Source organism: Rhodococcus sp. NPDC006774 (genome assembly GCF_040636045.1).
Lineage (GTDB): Bacteria > Actinomycetota > Actinomycetes > Mycobacteriales > Mycobacteriaceae > Rhodococcoides.
This window is the reverse complement of record NZ_JBEYIW010000007.1, coordinates 248,047-270,460: the sequence shown is the minus strand read 5'-3', so window position 1 is coordinate 270,460 and position 22,414 is coordinate 248,047. Positions and strand designations below refer to the sequence as shown.

Genomic DNA, 22,414 nt, shown 5'->3' with positions numbered 1-22,414 from the left:
AAGTCTTGACATCTCGGCGTTCGACGGCGATGGTAATTACCGACCGAACGTACGGTGAGATGGAGGCGTTGTGAGCAGACTTCTGGAAAGCTATGCCCAGGGCACGTGGTATTCCGCAACCGATGAGGGAGCACCGCTGCTGAGCGCCGTCGACGGCAGCGAGATCGCCCGGGTGTCGTCCAGCGGTCTGGATGTCGCAGGCATGGTGGACTACGCCCGCACCGTCGGAGGGCCCGCGCTCGCGGCACTGACGTTCCACGAACGCGCTGCGCTGCTCAAGCAGTTGGGCCTGACACTGCTGGCCGGCAAGGAGGAGTTCTACCAACTCTCCCGGCACACCGGAGCCACCACCCGCGATTCCGGCGTCGACATCGACGGCGGTTTCGGCACCGTCCTGAGCTACGCGAGCAAGGCCCGACGCGAACTCCCCAACGAGACGGTCTATCTCGACGGTGCGATCGAGCAACTCGGTAAGAAGGGCACCTTCCTCGGTCAGCACATCTACACCTCGCGGCGCGGTGTCGCGGTGCAGATCAATGCGTTCAACTTCCCCGTCTGGGGCTTCCTCGAGAAGCTGGCCCCCGCGTTCATCGCGGGAGTGCCGTCGATCGTCAAGCCCGCCAGCCAAACTGCATATCTCACCGAGCTGGTGTTCCGACGGATCATCGAGTCGGGGTTGCTGCCCGAGGGTTCGGTGCAGCTGCTGTGTGGCAGCGCCCGAGGAGTGCTCGACCACCTCGGCGGCCAGGACTCGGTGGCCTTCACCGGATCCGCCGATACCGCAGCGACCCTGCGCTCACACCCCAACGTCGTCGGCGAGGGACTGCACTTCACGGCCGAGGCGGATTCTCTCAATGCGTCCATTTTGGGTTCGGATGTGGCACAGAGCGATCCAGAGTTCGATCTCTTCGTCAAGGGTGTCTTCACCGAGATGACGTCGAAGGCCGGTCAGAAGTGCACGGCGATCCGGCGCGTGCTGGTTCCGCAGGACTCGGTCGAGCCCGTCATCGAGGCGCTGAAGGCGAAGCTGGAGAAGGTCGTCGTCGGTGATCCGGCCGACGAGGGCGTCACCATGGGTGCGCTCGCCAGCATCGATCAGCGCGACGAGGTGCTCAAATCCATTCGTGGACTGACCAAGTCGGCAACGGTCGTCTTCGGTGATCCGGACGCCGTGGATTCGCGGCCCGGCGCGTTCATGGCACCGGTGCTGCTGAAGGCCGGCGACAAGACCGCATCCGAACCGCACGAGATCGAGGCGTTCGGGCCGGTCTCGACCGTCATCGGTTACGACAGCACCGCAGACCTGCTCGATCTCGTAGCCCGCGGAAAGGGCTCCCTGGTTGCATCTCTGGTAACCAAGGACTCGGCCATCGCGCGCGAGATCGTGCTGGGCAGCGCGCCGTACCACGGACGCATCCTGGTCCTGAACTCCGAGGACGCCAAGGAATCGACCGGCCACGGCTCGCCGTTGCCGGTACTGGTGCACGGTGGACCCGGCCGCGCAGGCGGTGGTGAAGAACTCGGCGGTATCCGCGGCGTGCTGCACCACATGCAGCGCACCGCAATTCAGGGAACCCCGGACGTTCTGACGGCCATTGGCAACAAGTGGGTCGCCGGGGCGAAGCAGACGACCGGCGACGTCCACCCGTTCCGAAAGAACCTCGGCGAGTTGAAGCTGGGCGACACCATCATCGGTGGACCCCGACAGGTCACCCGCGCCGACATCGATCACTTCGCCGAGTTCACCGGCGATACCTTCTATGCGCACACCGATCCCGAAGCGGCAGCGGCCAATCCGCTGTTCGGCGGCATCGTGGCGCACGGCTACCTGGTGGTCTCGCTTGCCGCAGGGCTGTTCGTCGACCCCGCACCGGGCCCCGTCCTGGCGAACTTCGGCGTCGACAGTCTGCGTTTCCTGACGCCCGTCAAGGCCGAGGATTCGTTGACGGTAACGTTGACGGCCAGCTCATCACCCCTCGTCAGAGCGCCGACTACGGCGAGGTGCGATGGGACGCAGTGGTCGTCAACCAGGACGGCGATCCCGTAGCGACGTACGACGTGCTCACTCTCGTCGCGAAGCCCGAGGCTGCATCATGAGCGTACGAGTGGCCGTCTGTTACGGAATGCCCGAGGATCCTGCCGCATTCGATCGTCACTACGCCGAGGTGCACGTGCCCCTCGCGCGTGCAGTCCCCGGACTGGTCGACTTCACCTGGGGCACGCTCGACTCGCTCGACGATTCACCACCGCCGTACTACGCGATCGCCAGCCTGTACTTCGCGGACGAGGCATCGCTGAAGACCGGACTGGCCTCGCCCGAGATGAAGGCCGCAGGCAAGGATCTTCGCAACTTCGCGACCGGAGGCGTCACGATGTTCACCCAGAACGAGCAGTCGGTGTTGGAGCCGTGACAGATTCGATGATCGCGCGAGAGATGTTCGAGGTCGACGCCGCGTCCCGCAAGCTCGGCATCGAACTGATCGAGTTGTCACCTGGCCACGCGCGGATGTCGATGGTCGTGACCGAGGACATGGTCAACGGCTATGCCATCACCCACGGCGGCTACGTGTTCCTGTTGGCGGACACCACGTTCGCGATGGCCTGCAACTCGCACGAGGACTCGGCCGTCGCGGCCCGCTGTGACATCCGCTATCTCCGTCCGACGAAGACCGGCGACGTCCTGGTCGCAGACGCCGTCGAACGGGCGAGGTTCGGCCGCAACGGTCTGTACGACGTGTCGGTGACCTGTCGAGACGAGCTGATCGCCGAATTCCGAGGGGACAGTCGCACCATAGCGCGCTGAGGGTGCAGCACATGAAAGTACTGTGAATCGGTGACCACTGCAGACCTCTCGGCACTGGCAGACGCAACTGCCACGGCAGTGGGCGGTGCAGTGTCGGTGATGGATCCGCAGGGCTACGTCGTTGCATATTCATCCGTTCCAGGGCAGCCGATCGACGACGTGCGGCGCGACGGGATTCTGGGCAAGCAGGTCCCGGCCCGCTACATGGTGCACCACATCGATCCGCTCTTTCGGGGAAGTTCGACGGTCCATGTGGTCGACGTTCCTGGCGCGCTACCGCGACTGGCGGTGGCCGTCTCGGTGGACGGTGAGTACCTCGGCTCGATCTGGTGCATCGTCTCCACTGCTCCGTCCGGCCCACCCGACCGCGGCGCGGTCACCGCATTGACTCGCGCAGCCGCTGCCGCGGTGCCACTGCTCCTCGCTCGACGTCGTCCGGCCGAGCCTGGTAACCCCAGGGCACGTGCGTTGTTGACCGATCCCGCCGTCGTCACCTCGCCCGGTAGCCGCTTCGCGGTAGTGGCAGCGAAGGTGGACTCTGCGCAACCGGAGACCCTGCTCGTGCAGCTCGGGGGTCTGTTGGAACTCACGTTCGGCGGTGATACGGATTCCGGGTTCGTCGTCGACGATCACGTCGTGTTCTTCGTCGTGGCGAGGGACGACGACGGTGGTGTCGCCGAGGAAGCCGAGGGCGTCCGACGGCGGGCGGAGGTGGCATTCGGTGTGCCGGTGACATTCGCCGTCGGCGGGTCGCATGCTCGGCCTGCGGTGGCGCGTAGCCACGCGCACTGGGTGCTGGATGCGATCGAGAAGGGTTCGCACACCACGACATTCGAGGAGAGCAGGATACCCGTCACCCTGAACAGGGCGACCGGCGCGCTCTCGGACGTGCCGCTGGCGATTCCGGCCGTCGAACGGATGCTCTCGTACGACGCCGCCGAAGGTACCGACTACGGTACGACGGTACTGGCGCTACTCGCGCACGAATCCAACGTCGCCGCAGCGTCGGCATCGCTGTATCTGCACGCCAACACCTTTCGCTACCGGCTACGTCGGACGAAGGAACTCTTCGATCTCGATCTCGATGATCCCGATACCCGATTGCTCGTGTGGATGTCGCTCCGGCTCAGGGCCGGGCGGTGAGGACCTTGCCTGGATTGAGCAGATAGTTCGGGTCCAGTAATTCCTTGATGCCACGCTGCAGTTCGGCTGCGACGGGATCGAGTTCGGTCTCGAGTAGATCGCGTTTGAGCAGGCCGACGCCGTGCTCACCGGTGATGGTCCCGCCGAGCGAGAGAGCGAATGCTGCGATCTCGTCGAACGCGCTGTGTGCCTTGGCCAACGATGACGGGTCGACGGGGTCGACGATGACCGTCGGATGGATGTTCCCATCACCGGCGTGGCCGACGACTCCGATGACGATACCCAACCGGTCTGCCACCCGACCCACCTCGTCGATCATCGTGGCGAGTTGTGAAATAGGAACGGACACATCGTCGACCAACGGCGATCCGAGACGCTCGAGTGCCGGGTACGCCAGTCGACGGGCCTGCACGAGCTGCTCCGACTCGACCTCGTCCTCGGCAACGGCCACATCGATCGCACCGGATTCGGTACACAGCGCAGCGATAGCCTCGAGCTCCTCCACAGCGCCTGCGCCGATGTCGGATTGGGCGATCAGCACGGCCGCGGCATCGGTGCCGAAGTCCATCCGGGCGTAGGCGTCGATCGCGGCGATGGTGGTGCGGTCCAGCAGCTCGAACAGGCTCGGAGTGATGCCCGCTGCACGTATCCTCGACACTGCCTCTCCTGCGGCGACAGTGGACGGGAAGGTCGCAGCCATCGTGAGTGGTACGGCGCTGGGGAAATCGAGGCCGACGGTGGCCTCGGTGATGATGCCGAGCGTTCCCTCGGAGCCGACGAACAGCTCGGCCAGAGAGAGCCCGGCCACGCCTTTGACGGTGCGTCGACCGACGAAGGTCGCCCTGCCGTCGGCGAGTACGACACGTAGTCCACGCACGAATCGTGCTGTCACTCCGTACTTCACGCAGCACAGGCCGCCGGCGTTGGTGGCGATGTTGCCGCCGATCGTCGACGCCTCCCAGCTGGACGGGTCCGGCAGATACGTCAAACCCTGTTCGCGAGCAGCGTCTTTGAGTTCCTTGTTCGTCACGCCGGGTTGCACGACGGCCGTGCGGTTGACGACGTCCAACTCGACGATCTTGTTCATGCGTCGGGTATTGAGGGCAATGGCTCCGACGCTGGCGTTCGCTGCTCCGGCCAGGCCGGTCAATGCTCCCTGTGGCACAACAGGAATGCGGTGTGCCGAGGCGATCTCCATGATGGCCTGCACGTCCGATTCCGTGGTCGGCAATACCGCCACCAGTGGCAGGTCGGATTCGCACAGAGCTGCGGCGTCGTGCCGGTAACTGGCGAGAATGTCGGGGTCGGTCATCACGGCGTCGGCACCGAGGGCGCGAGCCAGTTCGTCGGTGACCGGAGAGTGCTGAGCGAGAGTCGACGTGGGTGCAGCCATGAGTTCGAGTATGACCGGCGTCACTACCGATGTCTGCGTCGTTTCGGACGAAGCGCGAGGCTTCGATCGGTAGTTTCCGACGAAGTGCGTCCATCGCCTTGTTATGTACGCAAGCACCTTGACAAACTACGGTGGCGCCGGTCACAGTAATTACCGACCGAATGGACGGTGAGTTTTATCCGGTTCTGCGCTTGCGCATAGTTGCCGTCCTTCACCCATCGCAACCCCGCCCCACCACTCCGAACTGCCGCTCGATGCCCGAGCGCCGGAGCCCGAACGAAACGAGATCGTCGATGACAACACAGGTCGAGACGCCCACCGGGGTGTCGCGTGAGCATCGCCGCGCCGCGATGGCCAGCATGGTCGGAACCACCGTCGAGTGGTACGACTTCTTCATCTACGCGCAGGCCGCGTCGCTGATCTTCGCTCAGCTGTTCTTCGCGCCCATGGGCTCGTCCGGACAGCTGGTCGCCTACGTCACCATCGGTATCAGCTTCGTCTTCCGTCCTCTCGGGGCCATCGTCGCCGGCTACTTCGGCGACAAGATCGGCCGCAAGAAGGTCCTCATCGCGACCCTCACCCTGATGGGTGCGGCCACCGTCGGAATGGGTCTGCTGCCCACATACGCGACAATCGGCATCTGGGCTCCGATCATCCTGATCGTGCTGCGCATCCTGCAGGGATTCTCCACCGGCGGTGAGTGGGGCGGCGCTGCGCTGATGGCCGTCGAGCACGCACCGAAGGGCAAGCGCGGAATCTACGGTGCCGCAACCCAGATGGGTGTTCCGCTCGGCATGCTCATCGCGGTCGGCACACTGGCGCTGTGCACCGGTCTGCTCAGTGAAGAGCAGTTCGAGGCCTGGGGCTGGCGCATCCCGTTCCTCATCAGCTTCGTGCTCATTCTCGTCGGTTTCTACATCCGACGCCGGGTCGAGGAGACTCCGGTATTCAAGGAGCTCTCGGAACGCAAGGAGCGCAACCACACTCCTGTTCGTGCACTGTGGCGTACCAACAAGAAGCAGGTCATGCTGGCCGCGCTGTCGTTCATCGGCACCAACGGCAACGGCTACATCATCGTCGGCGGATTCATCGTCGCGTACTCGACCCGTGAACACGGACTCGCTCGCGTGGATGTGTTGGTGGCGAGCTTGTTCGCAGCCATCGTCTGGGGCGTATTCACTCTGCTCGGCGCGCATCTGTCCGATCGCTACGCCCGCACCACCATCATGAACCTCGGAAACGCGGCAATGGTGCTGTGCGCCATCCCGTTCTTCCTGCTCGTCGACACCGGTGAGTTGCACTGGATCTACCTGGCCCTCGGGCTGTTTGCCGTCGGACTCGGACTGTCGTACGGACCGCAGCCGGCCCTGTACGCCGAGATGTTCCCGGCTGCAGTCCGATTCAGTGGTGCGTCCATCGGCTACGCGATCGGCACGGTGCTCGGTGGAGCCTTCGTTCCGACGATCTCCGAGGCATTGTTCAAGGGAACCGGCACCTCGATGTCGATCTCGATCTACCTGATGATGCTGGCCGCAATCTCGTTCATTGCGACCTCGCGAATCAAGAATCGCCGAGACGAGGATTTGAACGTCTGAGTTATCTGCTCGAAAGCCCCGAAGCCGCTGTGATTTCGGGGCTTTCGTCGTCTGTACGCAAGACCGGCCGCGACGCTGAACCCGTGCAGTGGATAAGACCGCATAAGCGCACGCAAAACCGCCGACTGCAATTCACGCCGACCGCTCGCGACCACCCTGTCTGAATTCGCTTGCGCTCTGTTCGGACCGACGAGGCATTTGGCGTCGACGATCGGCGCGGATCGCTGCGATGACCAGAGCGACTGTTGCGGCGACAACACACAGCCAGCTGAGCCAGAGCAGACCGCCCATCGAGGTGGTCACGGCCGCACCCCCGAATACGACCGCGCCCGCGACAAGACGGTTGACGTGACGTGTTCCCGGTTGCCGGACGACGCCTGCGATGAGAACGAGCCCCATGACGGTGAGAGTTAAGCCAACGATGATGTAGACGTGCGGCCGGTCGCTTCGAGTTGTCAGAAAGATCAGTTCGTCCGGGTTGGCCATCTGGAAGACGGTCACCGCTACGCCCGTCGCAACAGCGATCCCACAGATCGTGCACGCGTTACGAACCGCTCTCCCGCTTCGCAGCCACACAGCCACGCCCGCGAAGGGCATCACCCACACGGCCAACGCGAGGTGGACCGGCCACAGCTCAGACGGTGCGACCGAGGCCGCAGGCTCGTACAGACTTCGGTCCGGAAGTATCCATGTCCCGATGAGCGTCAGCCAAGCGGCGGGGACGGTCCATGCAACCGCGGCCACCCATGACAGCACTCGCCGTTTGCCGACCATCGCCGCGACCGCCGACACTCCGACCCAGATCGCGATGTAGAACACGACCACGGCTTGTACCGTATCCACTCGTCTCCACGTCCCTCCTCCTGCAGTAGTCCGGTGTGTTGGCCCGCGCGTCTGGTTTCTCTGACACGGTCGCCGAAGATGAAGGTTCCGGTCAGGTCGTGCTCACATCCGAATCACGAACTTGTGGAGCAGCTGCTTTGCCCCAGTCCTCGAGTGCGGCAATTGCGCCACGCAAGGCGCGGCCTCTCTCGGTCAGGGCGTAGGCCCGAGTGTTGTGCCGAAGGGGGAGACGAGTCAACACGCCGGCCGCCTCCAGTTCGCGTAGCCGGGTAGCGAGCATGTTAGTCGGTACGCCCAGGTCGCGCTGCAGATCGCCATACCGCTGCGGCTCCTCGAGTAGCGGCTCGACAATGAGAAGCGCCCACCGTGCGCCGACGATGTCGAGGGCGTCGGAGAGGCCGCTCATTCGGCCGTATCGGTGTCCGGCTTCATCCAGAACGGCGAATAGTGGTATCCGTCGAGGTCGTCGAACTGACGTTGGTACATGAATGCGTAGTCATCGGTGTCTCCGATCCGTCCACCGGCAGCACCGGCACGCTCGATCAGCTCGTCGACTGCCTCTCGGCTGCCGAGGTCGAACGAGACCGTGACCTTCGACGGGGTGTCGGGTCCGCCGATCAGCTCCTCGGTACCACCCACGCTCGCATACATCTCGCGGCTGCCGAGCATGACGTACTGCCCTGGCGTGATGGCGAAGCACGACACGTTGTGGTCGGACATCTCGGTGTCGAGGGTCCAACCGAGCGCCGTGTAAAAGGCGGTCGCGCGCTCGACGTTCTCGACGGGGCAGGTGATGAACAGGCTCATGGACTCATGCTTGGAAAATGCAAGTGCCGAGTCAAAGCCTGTGCTCGCCGACCGTTCCTGCAGCTCACGAGCGCTCGATGGAGAAACTTCCTCCATCAGTGCCGAGCGTGGCATCCATCGCTGTGCACGGTTACTTGTGAGGCCAGTCACGCGTTGCTATTCTTCTCATAAATCAGTAATTAAATTCTCACTGAATGAGAACGCTCAGTGACAATCGAATGAGCCTTCGCTGTTTGACTCGACAGCGCAGGCGCGTGCGACAAGCGAAGCAGGAGAACAGTGACTCGATACGACATTGCCGTCATCCCCGGCGACGGAATCGGAACCGAAGTGGTGGATGCTGCCCTGACCGTCCTGAAAAAATGTGAAGCGCGCTACGGGCTGGAGATGGAATTCGCATTTCATGACTTCAGTGCAGATCTGTACCGCCGCACGGGGCGCAGGATCACCGAGGCGGACATGGACGAGATAGGAAAGTCCGACGCCGTGTTGTTCGGCGCGATGGGCCTACCCGACGTCCGTGATCCCGAAGGGCTCGAGCTCGGCGCTCAGGTCGAAATGCGCGCGCACTACGGACTTTTCTCGAGTCTCCGGCCGGTTCGGCTGTTCCGAGGAGTCGATAGTGCTGTGAAGGCGGAACACATCGACATGCTCGTGATCCGCGAGACGACCGAGGGCATGTTCGCCGGATTGGCCGACGTGCACGAGCCCAGCGACGAGCAGGCGAGCGATCGGATGACGATCACCCGGGCCAATTGCGAGAGGCTCTTCGCAATGGCCTTCGGGCAGGCGCGGGAACGACGCAAGAGGGGAACGCCGGGGCACGTGACGTTGCTGCACAAGTCGAATGCCCTGCGCAGCAATGTCCTCATGGAGAGAGTCTTCGACGAGGTTGCAGCGAAGAACCCCGACATCGGGAGCGCAAAGCTCTACATCGATGCGGGATCCATGCTCATGGTCACCAACCCCGAGCGCTTCGACGTCGTGGTCACCGAAAACATTTTCGGCGATATCGTGTCCGAGATCGCAGCAGGTCTCGTCGGAGGTCTCGGTGTCGCGCCGTCGGCCGATGTCAGTTCGGAGCGCGGAGTATTCCAGCCTTCGCACGGGAGCGCGCCCGATATCGCGGGCAAAGGCATAGCAAATCCGATCGCGATGATTCTCTCTGCCGCCATGATGCTGGAGTGGCTCGGCGAACGACGCGGAGACGATCGCTGCATCGCCGCCGCACGGGGTATCCAGGATGCTGTCGAGTCCGCGCTGGAGTCGGGCCCGCGGTCGCGTGATCTGGGCGGATCGGCAAGTACCCAAGATGTAGTGGAAGCGGTCGTCGACGCTCTGCCGGCCTGATCCAATGCGGCACCTCGCGTGCTGCGTAGAGATCGACGCGAACCGCGGATCGCGGTTCGACAACGAACACCGAAAGTGACGCCATGACAATGAAAATTTTGTTTGTCAATCCGTTGAAGGACTACATCGACCGAATCACCGAATCCGTTCCGGATGGATTCGAGGTCAAAATCATGTCTTTGGATTCCGACGTGTCCGAGATGTGCGAGGAAGCCGCTGATGCCGACTTCATCATCTCGGGCGTCGACGTTCCGGAGGACGTCTTCCGCGCAGCAAAGAACGTCAAGTTCATCCAGTACATGAGTTCCGGCTACGGACAACTCTCGCTCCCCGTATTGAACGAACTGGGTGTCCCGGTTGCGCAGATGAAGACGCACTCGATTTCCGTCGCTGAACATGCGCTCACGTTGATGTTGACGCTGCTCAGGCGAATTCCGGCGTCGATGGAGCTGATGCGAGACGGAAAGTGGCGCCAAGAGCTGGACGAGACCTCGTACTCGGAGCTGTACGGAAAGACCGTCGGAATCGTCGGTCTGGGAAATATCGGTCGGTGGGTGGGCAAGATAGTCCATCACGGGTTCGGAGCCAACGTCGTCTTCTACGACAACGCCGAAATACCCCTCACCGTTTCCGAACTCATCTCGGCTCGGCAGGTCTCACTGTCGGAACTGATGGCCGTATCGGATGTCGTCTGCCTCAGTGTCCCGTTGAACGAGGAATCGGATCGGATGATCGGCCGAGACGAACTGGCGATGATGAAACGCAGCGGGGTTCTCGTCAACGTCGGACGCGGCGAAGTCGTGGACGAGACCGCACTGATCGAATTCCTGCGTGATGGCCGCATCGCCGGTGCCGGCCTGGATGTGTACCAGAGCGAGCCGCTGGACCTATCGAGCGAATTGCTTCGGCTGGATCAGGTCGTGTGCACGCCGCATATGGCCGGAGTCGGCTGGGAGAACGTCCAGCGCAGAATCGAGACCGTGTGGCACAACTTCGATACGGTCCTTCGAGGTGGTATCCCCAGCGGAGTGATCACTACGGTCAAACGTGCGGCGGTCACCGTGGATGTGTGAAGTCAGACTCTGTACCTGACCGCCGACCAGCGGTTGGTAGTCGACAATGGTGTGTCCCCGGTTCAGTGGGGACACACCATTGTTGTCTGTCGACGCAGTCCAGTCGAGGCTCAGAAGTTTCCGCGTGCGGCCTGTTCGCGTTCGATGGCCTCGAACAATGCTTTGAAGTTGCCGAGTCCGAAACCGAGCGAGCCGTGGCGTTCGATCAACTCGAAGAAGACCGTGGGTCGGTCCACGAGGGGCTTGGTGAAGATCTGCAGCAGGTAGCCGTCTTCGTCACGGTCGACGAGAATTCCGCGCTTCTGTAGTTCCTCGATGGGTGCTCGAACTTCGCCGATACGCGCGCGGAGTTCCGGGTCCTCGTAGTAGCTGTCCGGGGTGGTGAGAAATTCGATTCCTTCGGCGCGGAGCTGGTCCACTGCGGTCAGGATGTCGTTCGTGGCCAATGCCAGGTGCTGTGCGCCGGGGCCCTGGTAGAAGTCGAGGTACTCGTCGATCTGGGATCGCTTCTTGGCGATCGCAGGCTCGTTGAGCGGGAACTTCACGCGATGGTTCCCGTTGGACACGACCTTGCTCATCAATGCCGAGTAGTCGGTGGCGATGTCCGCGCCGACGAACTCGGCCATGTTGGTGAAGCCCATGACCCGGTTGTAGAAGTCCACCCACTGATCCATCTTGCCCAGCTCGACGTTTCCGACCACATGATCGAGTGCCTGAAAGATGCGCTTGGGTGCGCCGTCTCGTTTGACGTAAGCAGATGTTCGCTCGATGTATCCGGGCAGATAGGGGCCGTTGTACCGCGAACGGTCGACGAGAGTGTGCTGGGTGTCCCCGTAGGTGGCGATGGTTGCCGATCGGACGGTTCCGTTGTCGTCGGACGCATCGTGCGGTTCGACGAGAACGGTTGCTCCCTGCGACCGGGCGTGGGCGATGCACTTGTCGACATCGGGGACTGCGAGCGAGATGTCGATAATTCCGTCACCGTGTTTCCGGTGGTGTTCGATCAATGAGCTCTGCGGGTCCACGGCACCTTTGATCACGAATCGCACTGCGCCGCTTTTCAATACGAAGGCATGATGGTCCCGGTTACCTGTCGACGGGCCGGAGTAGGCAACCAGTTCCATCCCGAATGCGGATTGGAAGAAGTGGGCGGTCTGCGTTGCATTACCGACGATCCACACCAGTCCGTCCCACCCGCTGACCGGGAAGGGGTCACGTGCGCCGTCGTATTCCACCAGCCCGACGAGCTGCTGGAGTTGCTCGAGGCCGAGGTCTGCGAGCTGCTCTTCGTTGGTGAGCGTTTGTTCGATGGACATGGATTGTGCTCCTATCGCTGGAAGGGCTGTCTGCGCGAGAGTGGATGGCCGGCCGGCGGCGGGACCGAGGCTGTGCACTCAGCAAACCCAACGATGCGGCGCTAGTCAATCAACACATCTCAAGCTAGGCAGTGTGTCTGGATCGACCGGTAAAGTGCCGTTGTAGCTATACGATGTGTCTAGAAAATGCGCGGAAGGGGACAGGCGATGGCGGCACGCGGTGCGGTGACTCTCGACGAGTTGGATTTCGCTTTGCTGACTGCGATGCATCATCACCCGCGCGCAGGCGCGCTGGAACTCTCTCGACTCGTGAATGTCGCTCGCGCGACGGTGCATTCGAGACTTCGGAGGCTGGAGAATGCGGGTGTCCTGGCCGGATACGAACCGCGGATCGGCCTCTCGGCCGCGGGCTTCGGGGTGCAAGCCTTCGTGACTCTCGAAATTGTGCAGGGTGCGTTGGATTCGGTCACATCGGAATTGGAATCGATCCCGGGTGTGCTGGAGGCTTTTGCGACGACCGGGGCCGGAGACGTGTTGTGCCGTATCGCTGCGGCATCCCACGACGGCCTACAAGCCACACTGATCGCCCTGAACAAGTCCGGCGTGGTGTCGAGGTCGACCAGCGTGATCGCTCTGTCGGAGATCATCTCGTTGCGAACACTGCCTCTCATCGCAACACTGAACACCGAGAAAGCAAGCAAGGCACCTGCTTTCCGGAAAGATGAACAGTAAGCGTGACACGAACCCTGACGGGCCACCGACATCGGACGTAAGTGCTGTGTCGGTGGCCACGTCGAGAATGATCCCGTCGAGGACGATCCAGCTGCCCCCAGATCAGCTGTGCGCGTGCAGCGGCCGACCCGACAGCACCATCATTGCTTCACCGAGTGCCTCGTTCTGGGTGGGGTGGGCATGGACGAAGCTGCCGACCTCGGACGGTAGTGCTTCCCATGCGACTGCGAGTTGGGCTTCGCCGATCAATTCGCCTACACGGTCGCCGACGAGGTGAACCCCGACGACAGGACCGTCGTCGCGTGCACGAATCACTTTGACACCGCCCGCTGTGGCCAGAATGCGGCTCTTGCCGTTGCCGCCGAGGTCGTAGACCACCGACGTCACCGTGCCGAACTTCTCCTCTGCGGCCTTCTCGGTGAGCCCCACCGACGCTACCTCGGGGTGCGAATACGTTACTCGCGGAACGACGTCGCCGTCGATGCGCGCGGGCGCGAGGCCGGCGATGTGCTCGGCGACGAATATGCCGTGCTGGAAACCGCGGTGTGCCAACTGATATCCCGCCACGATGTCGCCGACGGCATAGGTGCCGTCCGTAGTGGTGAGCAGGTTGTCGTCGACTGTGACGAAACCGCGTTCGGTGGCGATGCCCTGCTCGGCCAGGCCGAGACCGTCGGTGCGGGGTCCGCGGCCGACGGACACCAGCACCAGATCGGCCGTGAGGGTATCCCCGGACGACAGGGCCACCGAGACGTCGTCGGATGATTCGGTGACGGTCTCGACCTTGGTACCGGTACGAATGTCGATGCCGCGCTTGCGTAGTGCCTTGGTGAGCTGTTTCGAGGACCATTCGTCCTCACCCGGAACGATGCGATCGAGTGCCTCGACGACGGTGACCTTCGTACCGAACGATGCCCAGATGCTGGCGAATTCGATGCCGATCACACCGCCGCCGAGCACGACGACCGACTCGGGCACTCGATCCAGCGACAGTGCGCTGTCGCTGGTGAGCACCCGCGGCCCCAGTTCGATTCCCGGAATGGTGCGCGAATACGACCCGGTGGCGAGAACCAGCGAGCCTCCGGTGATGCGTCGACCCTCCACCTCGACGGTGCGAGGACCGACGACCTGGCCACGGCCCGAGACGATTTCGATACCCGGCCGCTTCAGCAGTCCCTGCAGACCTCCGTACAGGCCGGCGACCACGCTGCGCTGGTAGTCCAGTGCCGCGGGCATGTCCACCCCGGTCAGCGATGCGGTGACGCCGACATGCGCCGAGCCGCGAACTGCATCGGCGACCTCGGCGGTGTGCAGCAGCGCCTTGGTGGGGATGCATCCGCGGTGCAGACAGGTGCCGCCGAGCTTGTCTTCCTCGACCAGCGCGACCGAGAGGCCGAGTTGGTCGGCACGCAGCGCGCAGGAGTATCCACCGGAGCCGCCTCCGAGGATCAGAACATCGACGCCATGAGCGCTCATCGGACGGATCCCAATGCCACGACCGGGTTTTCGACATAGTCCGCCACCGTGCGCAAGAACCCGCCGGCCACCCCGCCGTCGCACACGCGGTGATCGAACGCCAACGACAGCTGCGCCACCTTGCGCACGGCCAATTGGCCGTCGACGACCCACGGGCGGTCGATGATGCGTCCGATGCCGAGAATCGCAGCCTCGGGATGGTTGATGATCGCGGCCGAGCCGTCGACCCCGAACACGCCGTAGTTGTTGAGGGTGAACGTTCCTCCGCTCAGGCGAGCTGCGGGGAGGGAACCGGTCCGTGCGAGCTCGGTCAACTCGGCCAGCCGTTCGGCGAGTTCCTTCAGATCTGCCTTGTCGGCCTGCGGCACAACCGGAACCATCAGTCCGCGATCGGTCTGGGCAGCAATGCCGAGCCCGATGTTCTCGTAGCGCAGGATCTCACCCGCAGCGGTATCGACGGTACTGTTGAGCTCCGGGAACTTCGCCAACGCGATCATCGTCAGCTTGGCGAGTACCGCCAGCAACGTCACCTTGACGCCGTCTATGGAGGCATCGAGGTCGCGGCGGGCCTGCAGCAGCGCCGTCGCATCGACGTCGACCCAGACGGTGGCCTCGGGAATCTCCGAACGACTACGAGAGAGCTTGTCTGCGATGGCTTTACGTATCCCGGTGATCGGGATTCGAGTGACTCCGTCGGTCGAGGACGCAACCGTAGGAACATTCGTCGACAAGGCGCGCTCGACGTCTGCACGAGTGATGACGCCGTGGCTGCCTTCTGTGTCGATACTGCCCAGATCGAGACCGCCCTGCAGCGCCATGCTCCGGACGATGGGGGAGAGCACCTTCGGTGCAGTGGCGTGGTTGAGTGCCGCAGGGGGCGCTTTTTCACTCCACTGTGGCGCAGCCGCACTCTGCCGCTGCGAAGCACGTTTGCGACGGCCGGTGGGACCGTGCCCCGTGCCGTAGCCGATCAGCACATTTCCCGAGCCGGCTCTTTCCTCTTCGCGGTACTGCTCGTGGGCGGCGGGAACGTCGGCGACGGCACCGCCGGTGATGCTGATCAGCGGCGCGCCGACCGCGAGTGACGTGCCCTCGGCCGCATGCAGTTCGCCGACGACGCCCTCGAACGGGCAGGGCACCTCCACGGACGCTTTCGCGGTCTCCACTTCGACGACGACCTGATCGATGGTGACGGTGTCGCCGGGCTTGACCTTCCACTCGACGATCTCGGCCTCGGTCAGTCCTTCACCGAGGTCGGGGAGCAGGAACACCTGCATGCTCATACTGTGACCGCCTTGCTGAGATCGGGGGCGTCGTTCCACTGCAGCCGGTCGATCGCGTCGAGTACGCGGTCTGCGGACGGCAGATGGAAGTGTTCGAGTTTCGGTGCGGGATATGGGATGTCGAGTCCGGAAACACGCAGTACCGGGGCATGCAGGTGATGGAAGCAGCGCTCGGAGACGCGCGAAGCGACTTCCGCGGCGACGCCTGCGAAGCCCTGCGCCTCCTGGACCACGATGCAGCGTCCCGTCTTACGTACCGAGGCCGCGACGGTCTCGTCGTCGAACGGATTGAGCGATCGCAGGTCGACGACCTCGACGCTACGGCCGTCCTCGGCCGCGAACTCCGCGGCCTGCATGGCCACGGACACCGTCGGTCCGTAGGCGAGAAGCGTGACGTCGGTGCCGGCCCGACGGACGACGGCCGTGCCGATCGGCTCGGTCTTGGTCAGCTCGATGTCGTCCTTGGAGAAGTACAGCCGCTTCGGTTCGAGGAAGATCACCGGATCGGGATCGGCGATGGCGTCGCGCATCAGGGAGTAGGCGTCGGCGACGGTGGACGGGGATACGACCTTCAGGCCCGGAGTGTGAGCGTAGTAGGCCTCGGACGAGTCGCAGTGGTGCTCGACGCCGCCGATGCCGCCGGCAAATGGAATCCGGATGACCATCGGTGCGGTCAGCGAGCCCCGAGTTCTGTTGCGCAGCTTGGCCACGTGGGAGACGATCTGCTCGAAGGCCGGGTAGGCGAACGCGTCGAACTGCATCTCGACGACGGGCTTGTAGCCCGACATCGCCATCCCGATCGCGAATCCGACGATGCCCGACTCGGCGAGCGGGGTGTCGAAGCAGCGGTCGTCGCCGAAGTCGCGGGTCAGTCCGTCGGTGACGCGGAAGACGCCGCCGAGAGTGCCGACATCCTCGCCGAACACGACGACCTTCTCGTCCTCGGTCAACGCATCGCGCAGGGCGGCGTTGAGGGCTCCGGCCATGGTCATCGTGGTCATGACAGTTCTCCTGCTGCGATCTCGGCGGCGATCTGATTGCGCTGTTCGATCAGACCGGGGGTGGGGGAGGAGTAGACGAACCGGAAGAGGTCCTCGGGGTCGACATCCTGCTCTGCGTTCATGCCTGCCCGAAGCGCTGCCGCATCCGCGTCAGCGGAGACGGTCATCTGCTCGCGGAGTTCGTCGGTGAGAACCCCCTGGGCACGCAGGTAGGAATCGAGGCGCGAGAGGGGATCTCGGGCCAGCCAGCCCTCGACCTCGTCGGCCTTGCGGTAGCGGGTGGCGTCGTCGGCGTTGGTGTGGGCGTCCATGCGGTAGGTGTGCGCCTCGACGACCACCGGTCCCTTGCCTGCGCGGACGTACTTCACGGCCTCGTCCATCACCGCCATCATCGCGACGGGGTCGTTGCCGTCGACCTGCTCGCTACCGATGCCGTAGCCCACGCCCTTGTGCGACAACGACGGCGCGGCGCTCTGGCGCGCCAGCGGAACGCTGATGGCGAATCCGTTGTTCTGGACCAGGAAGATGACCGGGGCGCGGAACACCGCTGCGAAGTTGAGAGCCTCGTGGAAGTCACCCTCGCTGGTGGCGCCGTCTCCGCAGAACGCGAGGGCGACGGTGTCGCGTCCCTGCTTGGACTCGGCGTATGCGAAGCCGGTCGCGTGCAACAACTGTGTTGCCAACGGTGTGCATTGGGGAGCGACCTTGTAGGCGGCCGGGTCGTAACCGCAGTGCCAGTAGCCGGCAAGCATGCCGAGCAGCTCCACCTGATCGACTCCACGCGCCGCGAGCGCCATCGAGTCGCGGTACGTCGGGAACATCCAGTCCTGCTCGTCCAGGCACAACGCAGCCGCGATCTGGCAGGCCTCCTGTCCGCGGGCCGACGGGTAGACCGCGAGGCGGCCCTGCTTGGTCAATGCTGTTGCCTGCTGGTCGAATCGGCGGCCGTGCACCATCGAGCCATACATTTCCAACAGGCGTTCGTCGGACGGCCGCGCATAGCGTGCGGCGCTGTCGACGCCCGTCCCGTCCGGTGCGAGATATTGCACGGGACGGTCGGCGGGCATGAACTGTTGGTAGGACGTTGCCGGAACCTTCTCGACGGTCGTCATGGCGCACTCTCCTGAAATTGGCTTGTAGGGCGATTCTGGCCGATAGCGTCATGTGGAATACCTAACGGCGTAAAATTGCAGACATATGGCTGCCGACGATGGATCAGAGTTGAAATATGTCCGATCGGGGCGGTGAACTGACGCAGAGGAGCGGACGAATGGACGAGGTCTCGAAGCGAGTGGAACTGGACGACACCGATCGCCGCATTCTCACCGAACTCACCGCCGACGGTCGGATCTCCATGCGGGTACTGGCAGATCGACTGAATCTCTCTCGTGCACATACCTATACGCGAGTGGACAGGCTCAAGGATGCGGGCGTCATCGAGCGGTTCACCGTGCAGGTCGACCACGCGGCATCCGGACTCGGGACCTCTGCATTCATCGCGCTGTCGATCCGTCAGGATTCCTGGCGCAGCGTGTCCGAGGGGTTGCGATCGATGGAGTTCGTCGACCATTTCAGTTTGCTCGGAGGGGATTTCGACGTGCTGGTGCTCATCAGGACTCCCGACAACGAGAGTCTGCGGCAAGTGGTGCTGGAGGGGCTGCAATCGCTCGACGGCGTTCGGGCGACCCGCACGTGGTTGATCTTCGACGAGGACCGAGGCGGTCTTGGGCGCACGAGGCCGGCCACCGAACGCTGATCGCCCGATCCGGTCGAGTCACGCACTACCGCCCAGACGCCGAAAGCCCCTGCCTACCAAACCTCTACTGAGTGAGGGGTCGGTGAGCAGGGGCTGTGCGATCGGGTCAGATGACCGAGGGGGCGACCACCGTCAGCAGCCACACCGTCGGTGGGGCGATGAGAACGACGAGTGCGCAGTACCCCATCATCTTTCGCTGGAACCGGGCCTTGTCGTCCACTCGGGCTTCCGCCAGAACCATGACCCCGTTGGTGGAGAACGGGCTGACATCGACCACGGTCGCCGAGAAGGCAATGGCAGCAACGAATCCGATGGCACCGAGTTCACCGGCGGCGAGCAGCGGTGCGGCGAGAGGAAGAGCGATGCCGATGGTTCCGATCGATGATCCGAATGCCGAGATGATCGCTACCGCGTAGCACAGGATGAGCGCCGTCAACAGGGGGGAACCGAGGGCCGACGCAGCGTCGCCGAGGAATCCGAGCGTGCCGTTCTGGGTCATGACCGCCATGTACGTCTGAACACCGCAGACCAGGACCACGGCGGGCCAGGCGATGTTGTCGACGACCTTGGGGTGAGTCTTGGGTGTCAGCAGCAGCAACACGACCGACACACAGATTGCGCTGACTCCGATGTCGAGCCCCAGGCTCACGGACAACACGACCAGGGCCGCGATGCCGAGCAGAGTGAGTACTCGGATTCGGTTGAGCGGTACGGTCTCATTGGGAACTGTTGTGATAGAGGACGATTCGATGTGATCGACCTCGACCTGTACGGAAGTGCCGCCCCCGCTACCCTCGGGCAGTCCGGTGTAGCCCGGGCGCGGGCTCGACGGTACGGGCAGTCCGCCTTCGTTGTCGCGCAGGTCCTGGACATCGAACGCGCGGGTCCGATCACGAATGAGGTCACGGCCGAGTACGAGGAACAGCACGAGGGCGATGAGGGTGTTGAGCACGAACGGGATGAGGAACAGAGCCAGCGGATGTGAGCCCACGCCGGTGGAGTCCATCAAACCGTTGACGAAGGCACCGTAGAGGTTGATCGGGGAGAAGCAGCACGCGAGAGCCCCATGGCTGACGACCATGCCCATCAGGAAGGGATTGATGTTGTTGCGCTTGGCCAGTGGCATCGCGATCGGTGCCAGCATGCCCACGGCAAGAACGGATCCGAGGGCCATCAGCAGACCGGACAGCAAGAACATCATCCACAGGATGGCCCAGCGCCGTCCGCCCACGAGTCGGAGAGATCGATCGATGACGACATCGATGGTTCCGTTGGCTTTGGCGATGGCGAACAGCAAGGTGATGCCGCCGACGATGATGAAAGTGCTTCCTGGGAAGGCATCGATCACATCCTCGACAGGGATGCCGGATATTGCGCCACCGACGACGAATGCGCCGGCGAAAGCGAGCAGACCCATGTTGATGGGTGTGATCGTGGCGACGGTGAAAATTGCGATCAAGGCAATGATCGAGATTGCGTAGACCATGGCTGGCCTTTCGGACGGGGGATGAGGTGAGCCGCGGGGAGCGCGGCGGGTGTGGGCTGGTTGCCCAACGAAATCAGTGTGTGGCGGTGGAAAGAGGTTGCGCTCTCGCGACGACATCGCGAGCCAGATCGGCCGCGGTGCCCAGAGATACAGGGTCGATTCCGGTGTCGATTCCGGCACGATGGAATGCTTCCACGAGCTGCTCAGTCGCAAGGTTCCCGTGTGCGCCGGGCGCGAAGGGGCAACCGCCGTAGCCGGCAAGTGCGCTGTCGAAGTGTTCGATCTCGAGGTCGAGTACGGCACGTACTGCTGTTTCGAGGGCCTGATCGTGAGCGTTGTGCAGATGGAGGCTGATTGTCAACTCGGGCAGGGCTGTTCGGACGGCGTCGACACCGGTCAGTACCTGATCGGTGGTGGCGATCCCCAGAGTATCCGCCAGACCGAGGCTCGATACGCCGGTGTCGGCCATTCGTTCACACACCTCGACGAGCCGCTCGGGCGTGATGACGCCGTCGAACGGACACACGAACGCGGTACTGACACCGCCGATGAACGAGCGGTCCGGATACGTCGAGACGGCGGAACTCAGGTCCCGTAGCGCGTCGTCGGGGGATCGGCCGGCGTTGGCGCGGCTGTGCCCCTCACTGGCCGACGTGACGATCTGGATCACGTCTATGTCCGTCTCTGCGGCGCGATGGACGCCTCGGCCGTTCAATGTCAGTGCACTGTAACGGGTTCCGTCTCGACGGGGCGCGCGTGAGATGACCTCCTCGGCGTCGGCCATCTGCGGCACTCTGGTGGCCGAAACGAACGACGCGATCTCGAGGGACGTAATTCCCGACGCAAGGGTGGCGTCGAGTACGGCGAGCTTGTCCTCTGTGGGGACGATGCACTTCTCGTCCTGCAAACCGTCGCGGAGATAGACGTCGGTGATGTGTACGCGTGGCATGTCAGATGACCTTCCGCGCGCGGAGGTCGTCGAGCTGTTCTTCGGTGAGACCGAGTGTGCGGCCGAGGACATCGTCGGTGTGCTCGCCCAGATCCGGGCCGGCCCACTTGACGGTCGTGGTGGTATCGCCGAAGCGCGGAACCACCCCGGGAAAACGCACTTCCTCGGTGCTGCCCGGTTCGATGGAGACTTTCAGCGCCTGCACCATCCCGCGTGCGAGATAGTGCTCGTCCTCGGCGATCTGAGCGGCGTCGAACACCTCTCCGACGGGAACGCCTGCGGCACCTAGCTCGCCGACGACCACGCTCGTCGGGCGTGCGCCGGTCCATGCAGAAATGGCACCGTCGAGTTCGGTCTCACGCTCGAACCGCCCGACGCCGTCGGCCAGATCGGAGTCGTCGGCAAGGTCCGGCCGGTCCACGGCCGTCATGAGCCGTCCGAACACGCTGCTCGAATTGCCCGCGATCATGACGCTTCCGTCCGAGGTCGGATAGATCCCACTGGGGACCACGCCGGGCAAGTTGCCCGCGGTCCGCTGGCGAACGGCACCGTACGCGTCGTAGTCCGGAACCAGTGACTCCATCGCCATGAAGACGGCCTCGTACAGCGCGACGTCGGCCACCTTCGGCCGAGAGTGATCTCCGCTGCGTTCACGTGCCAACAACATCACCAGAGCTCCCACGGCTCCATGCAACCCGGCCAGGACGTCTCCGACGGGCGCAGCCGCCCGCACCGGCTCGCGATCGGCGTGTCCGGTGACGTGGCGCAGCCCGCCGAATGCCTCTGCGACCCCGCCGAACCCGGCTCGGTCGCGATGAGGCCCGGTTTGGCCGTACCCCGAGATCCGCACCAGAACCACGTCGGGATTGGCCTCCTGCAGGCGGTCGGGCCCCAGACCCCAACGCTCGAGAGTGCCGGGACGGAAGTTCTCCACGACGACATCGGCAGTCTCGACCAACTTCAGCGCAAGGTCGCGGCCCTCATCGGTACGTAGATCGACCGTGACCGAGTGCTTGTTGCGGGCTATCGTGCGAAACATCATCGACGTGTCTCCGCGGTTTCGGCGCCAGCCGCGAAGCTCGTCGCCGACGCCGGGGCGCTCGATCTTGATCACCTCGGCACCGAAGTCCGCAAAAAGGCGGCTGGCGAACGGTGCGGCGATGAAGTTGCCCAGTTCGATGACACGTATTCCGTGTAACGGGCCGTTCTGGTTGTCGGTGTGCACCTGACGTCACTCCTGAGGATGTGGAGGCGGGATCGCGTGATTATCATTATTTGATAATTGCATTCGCTCCTGGTAGGAATGACCATAGTGCGGTGGATCACGTTTCGCAACCACTGTGATTCGAACTATCGCAAACCGACGCTCGGGTCGGCTGACACAATCGAAGGGTGAGAATGGTGCATT

General features: G+C 63.5%; 20 protein-coding genes and 1 pseudogene. 9 read left to right on the top strand and 12 right to left on the bottom strand.

The annotated features are described in order from the left end of the window. Nucleotides 1–70 precede the first annotated feature (70 nt). From paaZ to ABZ677_RS13835, 4 genes and pseudogenes are all read left to right on the top strand, one after another. A pseudogene (paaZ, locus tag ABZ677_RS13850) lies at nucleotides 71–2,097 on the top strand (phenylacetic acid degradation bifunctional protein PaaZ). Then, nucleotides 2,094–2,411: an EthD family reductase gene (locus ABZ677_RS13845; RefSeq protein ID WP_358370175.1), complete on the top strand. Its 318-nt coding sequence runs from the start codon at nucleotides 2,094–2,096 to the stop codon at nucleotides 2,409–2,411. The pseudogene paaZ and the gene ABZ677_RS13845 overlap by 4 nt, the downstream one beginning before the upstream one ends. 23 nt (nucleotides 2,412–2,434) lie before the next feature. Next, nucleotides 2,435–2,803, top strand: a complete 369-nt coding sequence (paaI, locus tag ABZ677_RS13840; protein ID WP_358370280.1) for a hydroxyphenylacetyl-CoA thioesterase PaaI — start codon at nucleotides 2,435–2,437, stop codon at nucleotides 2,801–2,803. Nucleotides 2,804–2,833: 30 nt separating this feature from the next. Then, nucleotides 2,834–3,946, top strand: a complete 1,113-nt coding sequence (locus ABZ677_RS13835; RefSeq protein ID WP_358370172.1) for a helix-turn-helix domain-containing protein — start codon at nucleotides 2,834–2,836, stop codon at nucleotides 3,944–3,946. Here ABZ677_RS13835 and ABZ677_RS13830 read toward each other — a convergent pair. Continuing rightward, entirely contained in the window at nucleotides 3,930–5,339 is a 1,410-nt protein-coding gene (locus tag ABZ677_RS13830) for an FAD-linked oxidase C-terminal domain-containing protein (protein WP_358370170.1), read from the bottom strand. The genes ABZ677_RS13835 and ABZ677_RS13830 overlap by 17 nt on opposite strands. Nucleotides 5,340–5,632: 293 nt before the next feature. On the opposite strand from ABZ677_RS13830, the gene ABZ677_RS13825 reads away from it, so the two are divergent. Beyond that, nucleotides 5,633–6,934, top strand: coding sequence for an MFS transporter (locus ABZ677_RS13825; RefSeq protein WP_358370167.1), 1,302 nt, complete (start codon nucleotides 5,633–5,635; stop codon nucleotides 6,932–6,934). Nucleotides 6,935–7,066: 132 nt separating this feature from the next. Here the strand turns inward: ABZ677_RS13825 and ABZ677_RS13820 are convergent, their stop codons facing one another. From ABZ677_RS13820 to ABZ677_RS13810, 3 genes are all read right to left on the bottom strand, one after another. Then, complete coding sequence (locus ABZ677_RS13820; RefSeq protein ID WP_358370164.1) at nucleotides 7,067–7,777, bottom strand: hypothetical protein; 711 nt, start codon at nucleotides 7,775–7,777, stop codon at nucleotides 7,067–7,069. 91 nt (nucleotides 7,778–7,868) lie between these two features. Continuing rightward, on the bottom strand, nucleotides 7,869–8,183 hold the full coding sequence (locus tag ABZ677_RS13815; protein WP_358370161.1) for a helix-turn-helix domain-containing protein: 315 nt from the start codon (nucleotides 8,181–8,183) through the stop codon (nucleotides 7,869–7,871). Further along, nucleotides 8,180–8,584: a VOC family protein gene (locus ABZ677_RS13810; RefSeq protein WP_358370158.1), complete on the bottom strand. Its 405-nt coding sequence runs from the start codon at nucleotides 8,582–8,584 to the stop codon at nucleotides 8,180–8,182. The genes ABZ677_RS13815 and ABZ677_RS13810 overlap by 4 nt, the downstream gene beginning before the upstream one ends. A gap of 279 nt (nucleotides 8,585–8,863) precedes the next feature. Here ABZ677_RS13810 and ABZ677_RS13805 point away from each other — a divergent pair, with 279 nt between their 5' ends. Next, entirely contained in the window at nucleotides 8,864–9,934 is a 1,071-nt protein-coding gene (locus ABZ677_RS13805; RefSeq protein WP_358370155.1) for an isocitrate/isopropylmalate dehydrogenase family protein, read from the top strand. An 89-nt stretch (nucleotides 9,935–10,023) separates the two neighbouring features. Beyond that, on the top strand, nucleotides 10,024–11,007 hold the full coding sequence (locus tag ABZ677_RS13800; RefSeq protein WP_358370152.1) for an NAD(P)-dependent oxidoreductase: 984 nt from the start codon (nucleotides 10,024–10,026) through the stop codon (nucleotides 11,005–11,007). Between the two features lie 110 nt (nucleotides 11,008–11,117). On the opposite strand, the gene hppD is transcribed toward ABZ677_RS13800, so the two are convergent. Next, a complete protein-coding gene (gene hppD / locus ABZ677_RS13795) occupies nucleotides 11,118–12,323 on the bottom strand; it encodes a 4-hydroxyphenylpyruvate dioxygenase (RefSeq protein WP_358370150.1) in 1,206 nt (401 codons plus the stop codon). Between the two features lie 207 nt (nucleotides 12,324–12,530). Between hppD and ABZ677_RS13790 the strand changes: the two genes are divergently transcribed. Further along, on the top strand, nucleotides 12,531–13,055 hold the full coding sequence (locus ABZ677_RS13790) for an AsnC family transcriptional regulator (RefSeq protein ID WP_358370148.1): 525 nt from the start codon (nucleotides 12,531–12,533) through the stop codon (nucleotides 13,053–13,055). 102 nt (nucleotides 13,056–13,157) lie between these two features. Here the strand turns inward: ABZ677_RS13790 and lpdA are convergent, their stop codons facing one another. Genes lpdA through pdhA form a run of 4 tightly spaced genes read right to left on the bottom strand, consistent with a single transcriptional unit; the run spans nucleotide 13,158 to nucleotide 17,927 of the window. Continuing rightward, nucleotides 13,158–14,531, bottom strand: coding sequence for a dihydrolipoyl dehydrogenase (lpdA, locus tag ABZ677_RS13785; RefSeq protein WP_358370145.1), 1,374 nt, complete (start codon nucleotides 14,529–14,531; stop codon nucleotides 13,158–13,160). Beyond that, nucleotides 14,528–15,814: a dihydrolipoamide acetyltransferase family protein gene (locus tag ABZ677_RS13780; RefSeq protein WP_358370142.1), complete on the bottom strand. Its 1,287-nt coding sequence runs from the start codon at nucleotides 15,812–15,814 to the stop codon at nucleotides 14,528–14,530. Before ABZ677_RS13780 ends, lpdA begins: the two co-directional genes overlap by 4 nt. Further along, entirely contained in the window at nucleotides 15,811–16,815 is a 1,005-nt protein-coding gene (locus ABZ677_RS13775) for an alpha-ketoacid dehydrogenase subunit beta (RefSeq protein ID WP_358370139.1), read from the bottom strand. The genes ABZ677_RS13780 and ABZ677_RS13775 overlap by 4 nt, the downstream gene beginning before the upstream one ends. Continuing rightward, complete coding sequence (gene pdhA / locus ABZ677_RS13770; RefSeq protein ID WP_358370137.1) at nucleotides 16,812–17,927, bottom strand: pyruvate dehydrogenase (acetyl-transferring) E1 component subunit alpha; 1,116 nt, start codon at nucleotides 17,925–17,927, stop codon at nucleotides 16,812–16,814. The genes ABZ677_RS13775 and pdhA overlap by 4 nt, the downstream gene beginning before the upstream one ends. Before the next feature lie 158 nt (nucleotides 17,928–18,085). Here pdhA and ABZ677_RS13765 point away from each other — a divergent pair, with 158 nt between their 5' ends. Further along, nucleotides 18,086–18,571, top strand: coding sequence for an Lrp/AsnC family transcriptional regulator (locus ABZ677_RS13765; RefSeq protein WP_052058764.1), 486 nt, complete (start codon nucleotides 18,086–18,088; stop codon nucleotides 18,569–18,571). Nucleotides 18,572–18,677: 106 nt separating this feature from the next. On the opposite strand, the gene ABZ677_RS13760 is transcribed toward ABZ677_RS13765, so the two are convergent. The 3 genes from ABZ677_RS13760 to ABZ677_RS13750 form a co-directional block, all read right to left on the bottom strand. Then, nucleotides 18,678–20,057 (bottom strand): SLC13 family permease, encoded by a 1,380-nt coding sequence (locus ABZ677_RS13760; RefSeq protein ID WP_094609224.1) that lies wholly within the window; start codon nucleotides 20,055–20,057, stop codon nucleotides 18,678–18,680. 73 nt (nucleotides 20,058–20,130) lie between these two features. Further along, a complete protein-coding gene (locus ABZ677_RS13755) occupies nucleotides 20,131–21,006 on the bottom strand; it encodes a hydroxymethylglutaryl-CoA lyase (RefSeq protein ID WP_094609225.1) in 876 nt (291 codons plus the stop codon). A 1-nt stretch (nucleotide 21,007) separates the two neighbouring features. Continuing rightward, nucleotides 21,008–22,231 carry a CaiB/BaiF CoA-transferase family protein gene (locus ABZ677_RS13750; protein WP_358370134.1) on the bottom strand — a complete coding sequence of 408 codons (1,224 nt, stop codon included), beginning with the start codon at nucleotides 22,229–22,231 and terminating at the stop codon, nucleotides 21,008–21,010. Nucleotides 22,232–22,414 lie beyond the last annotated feature (183 nt).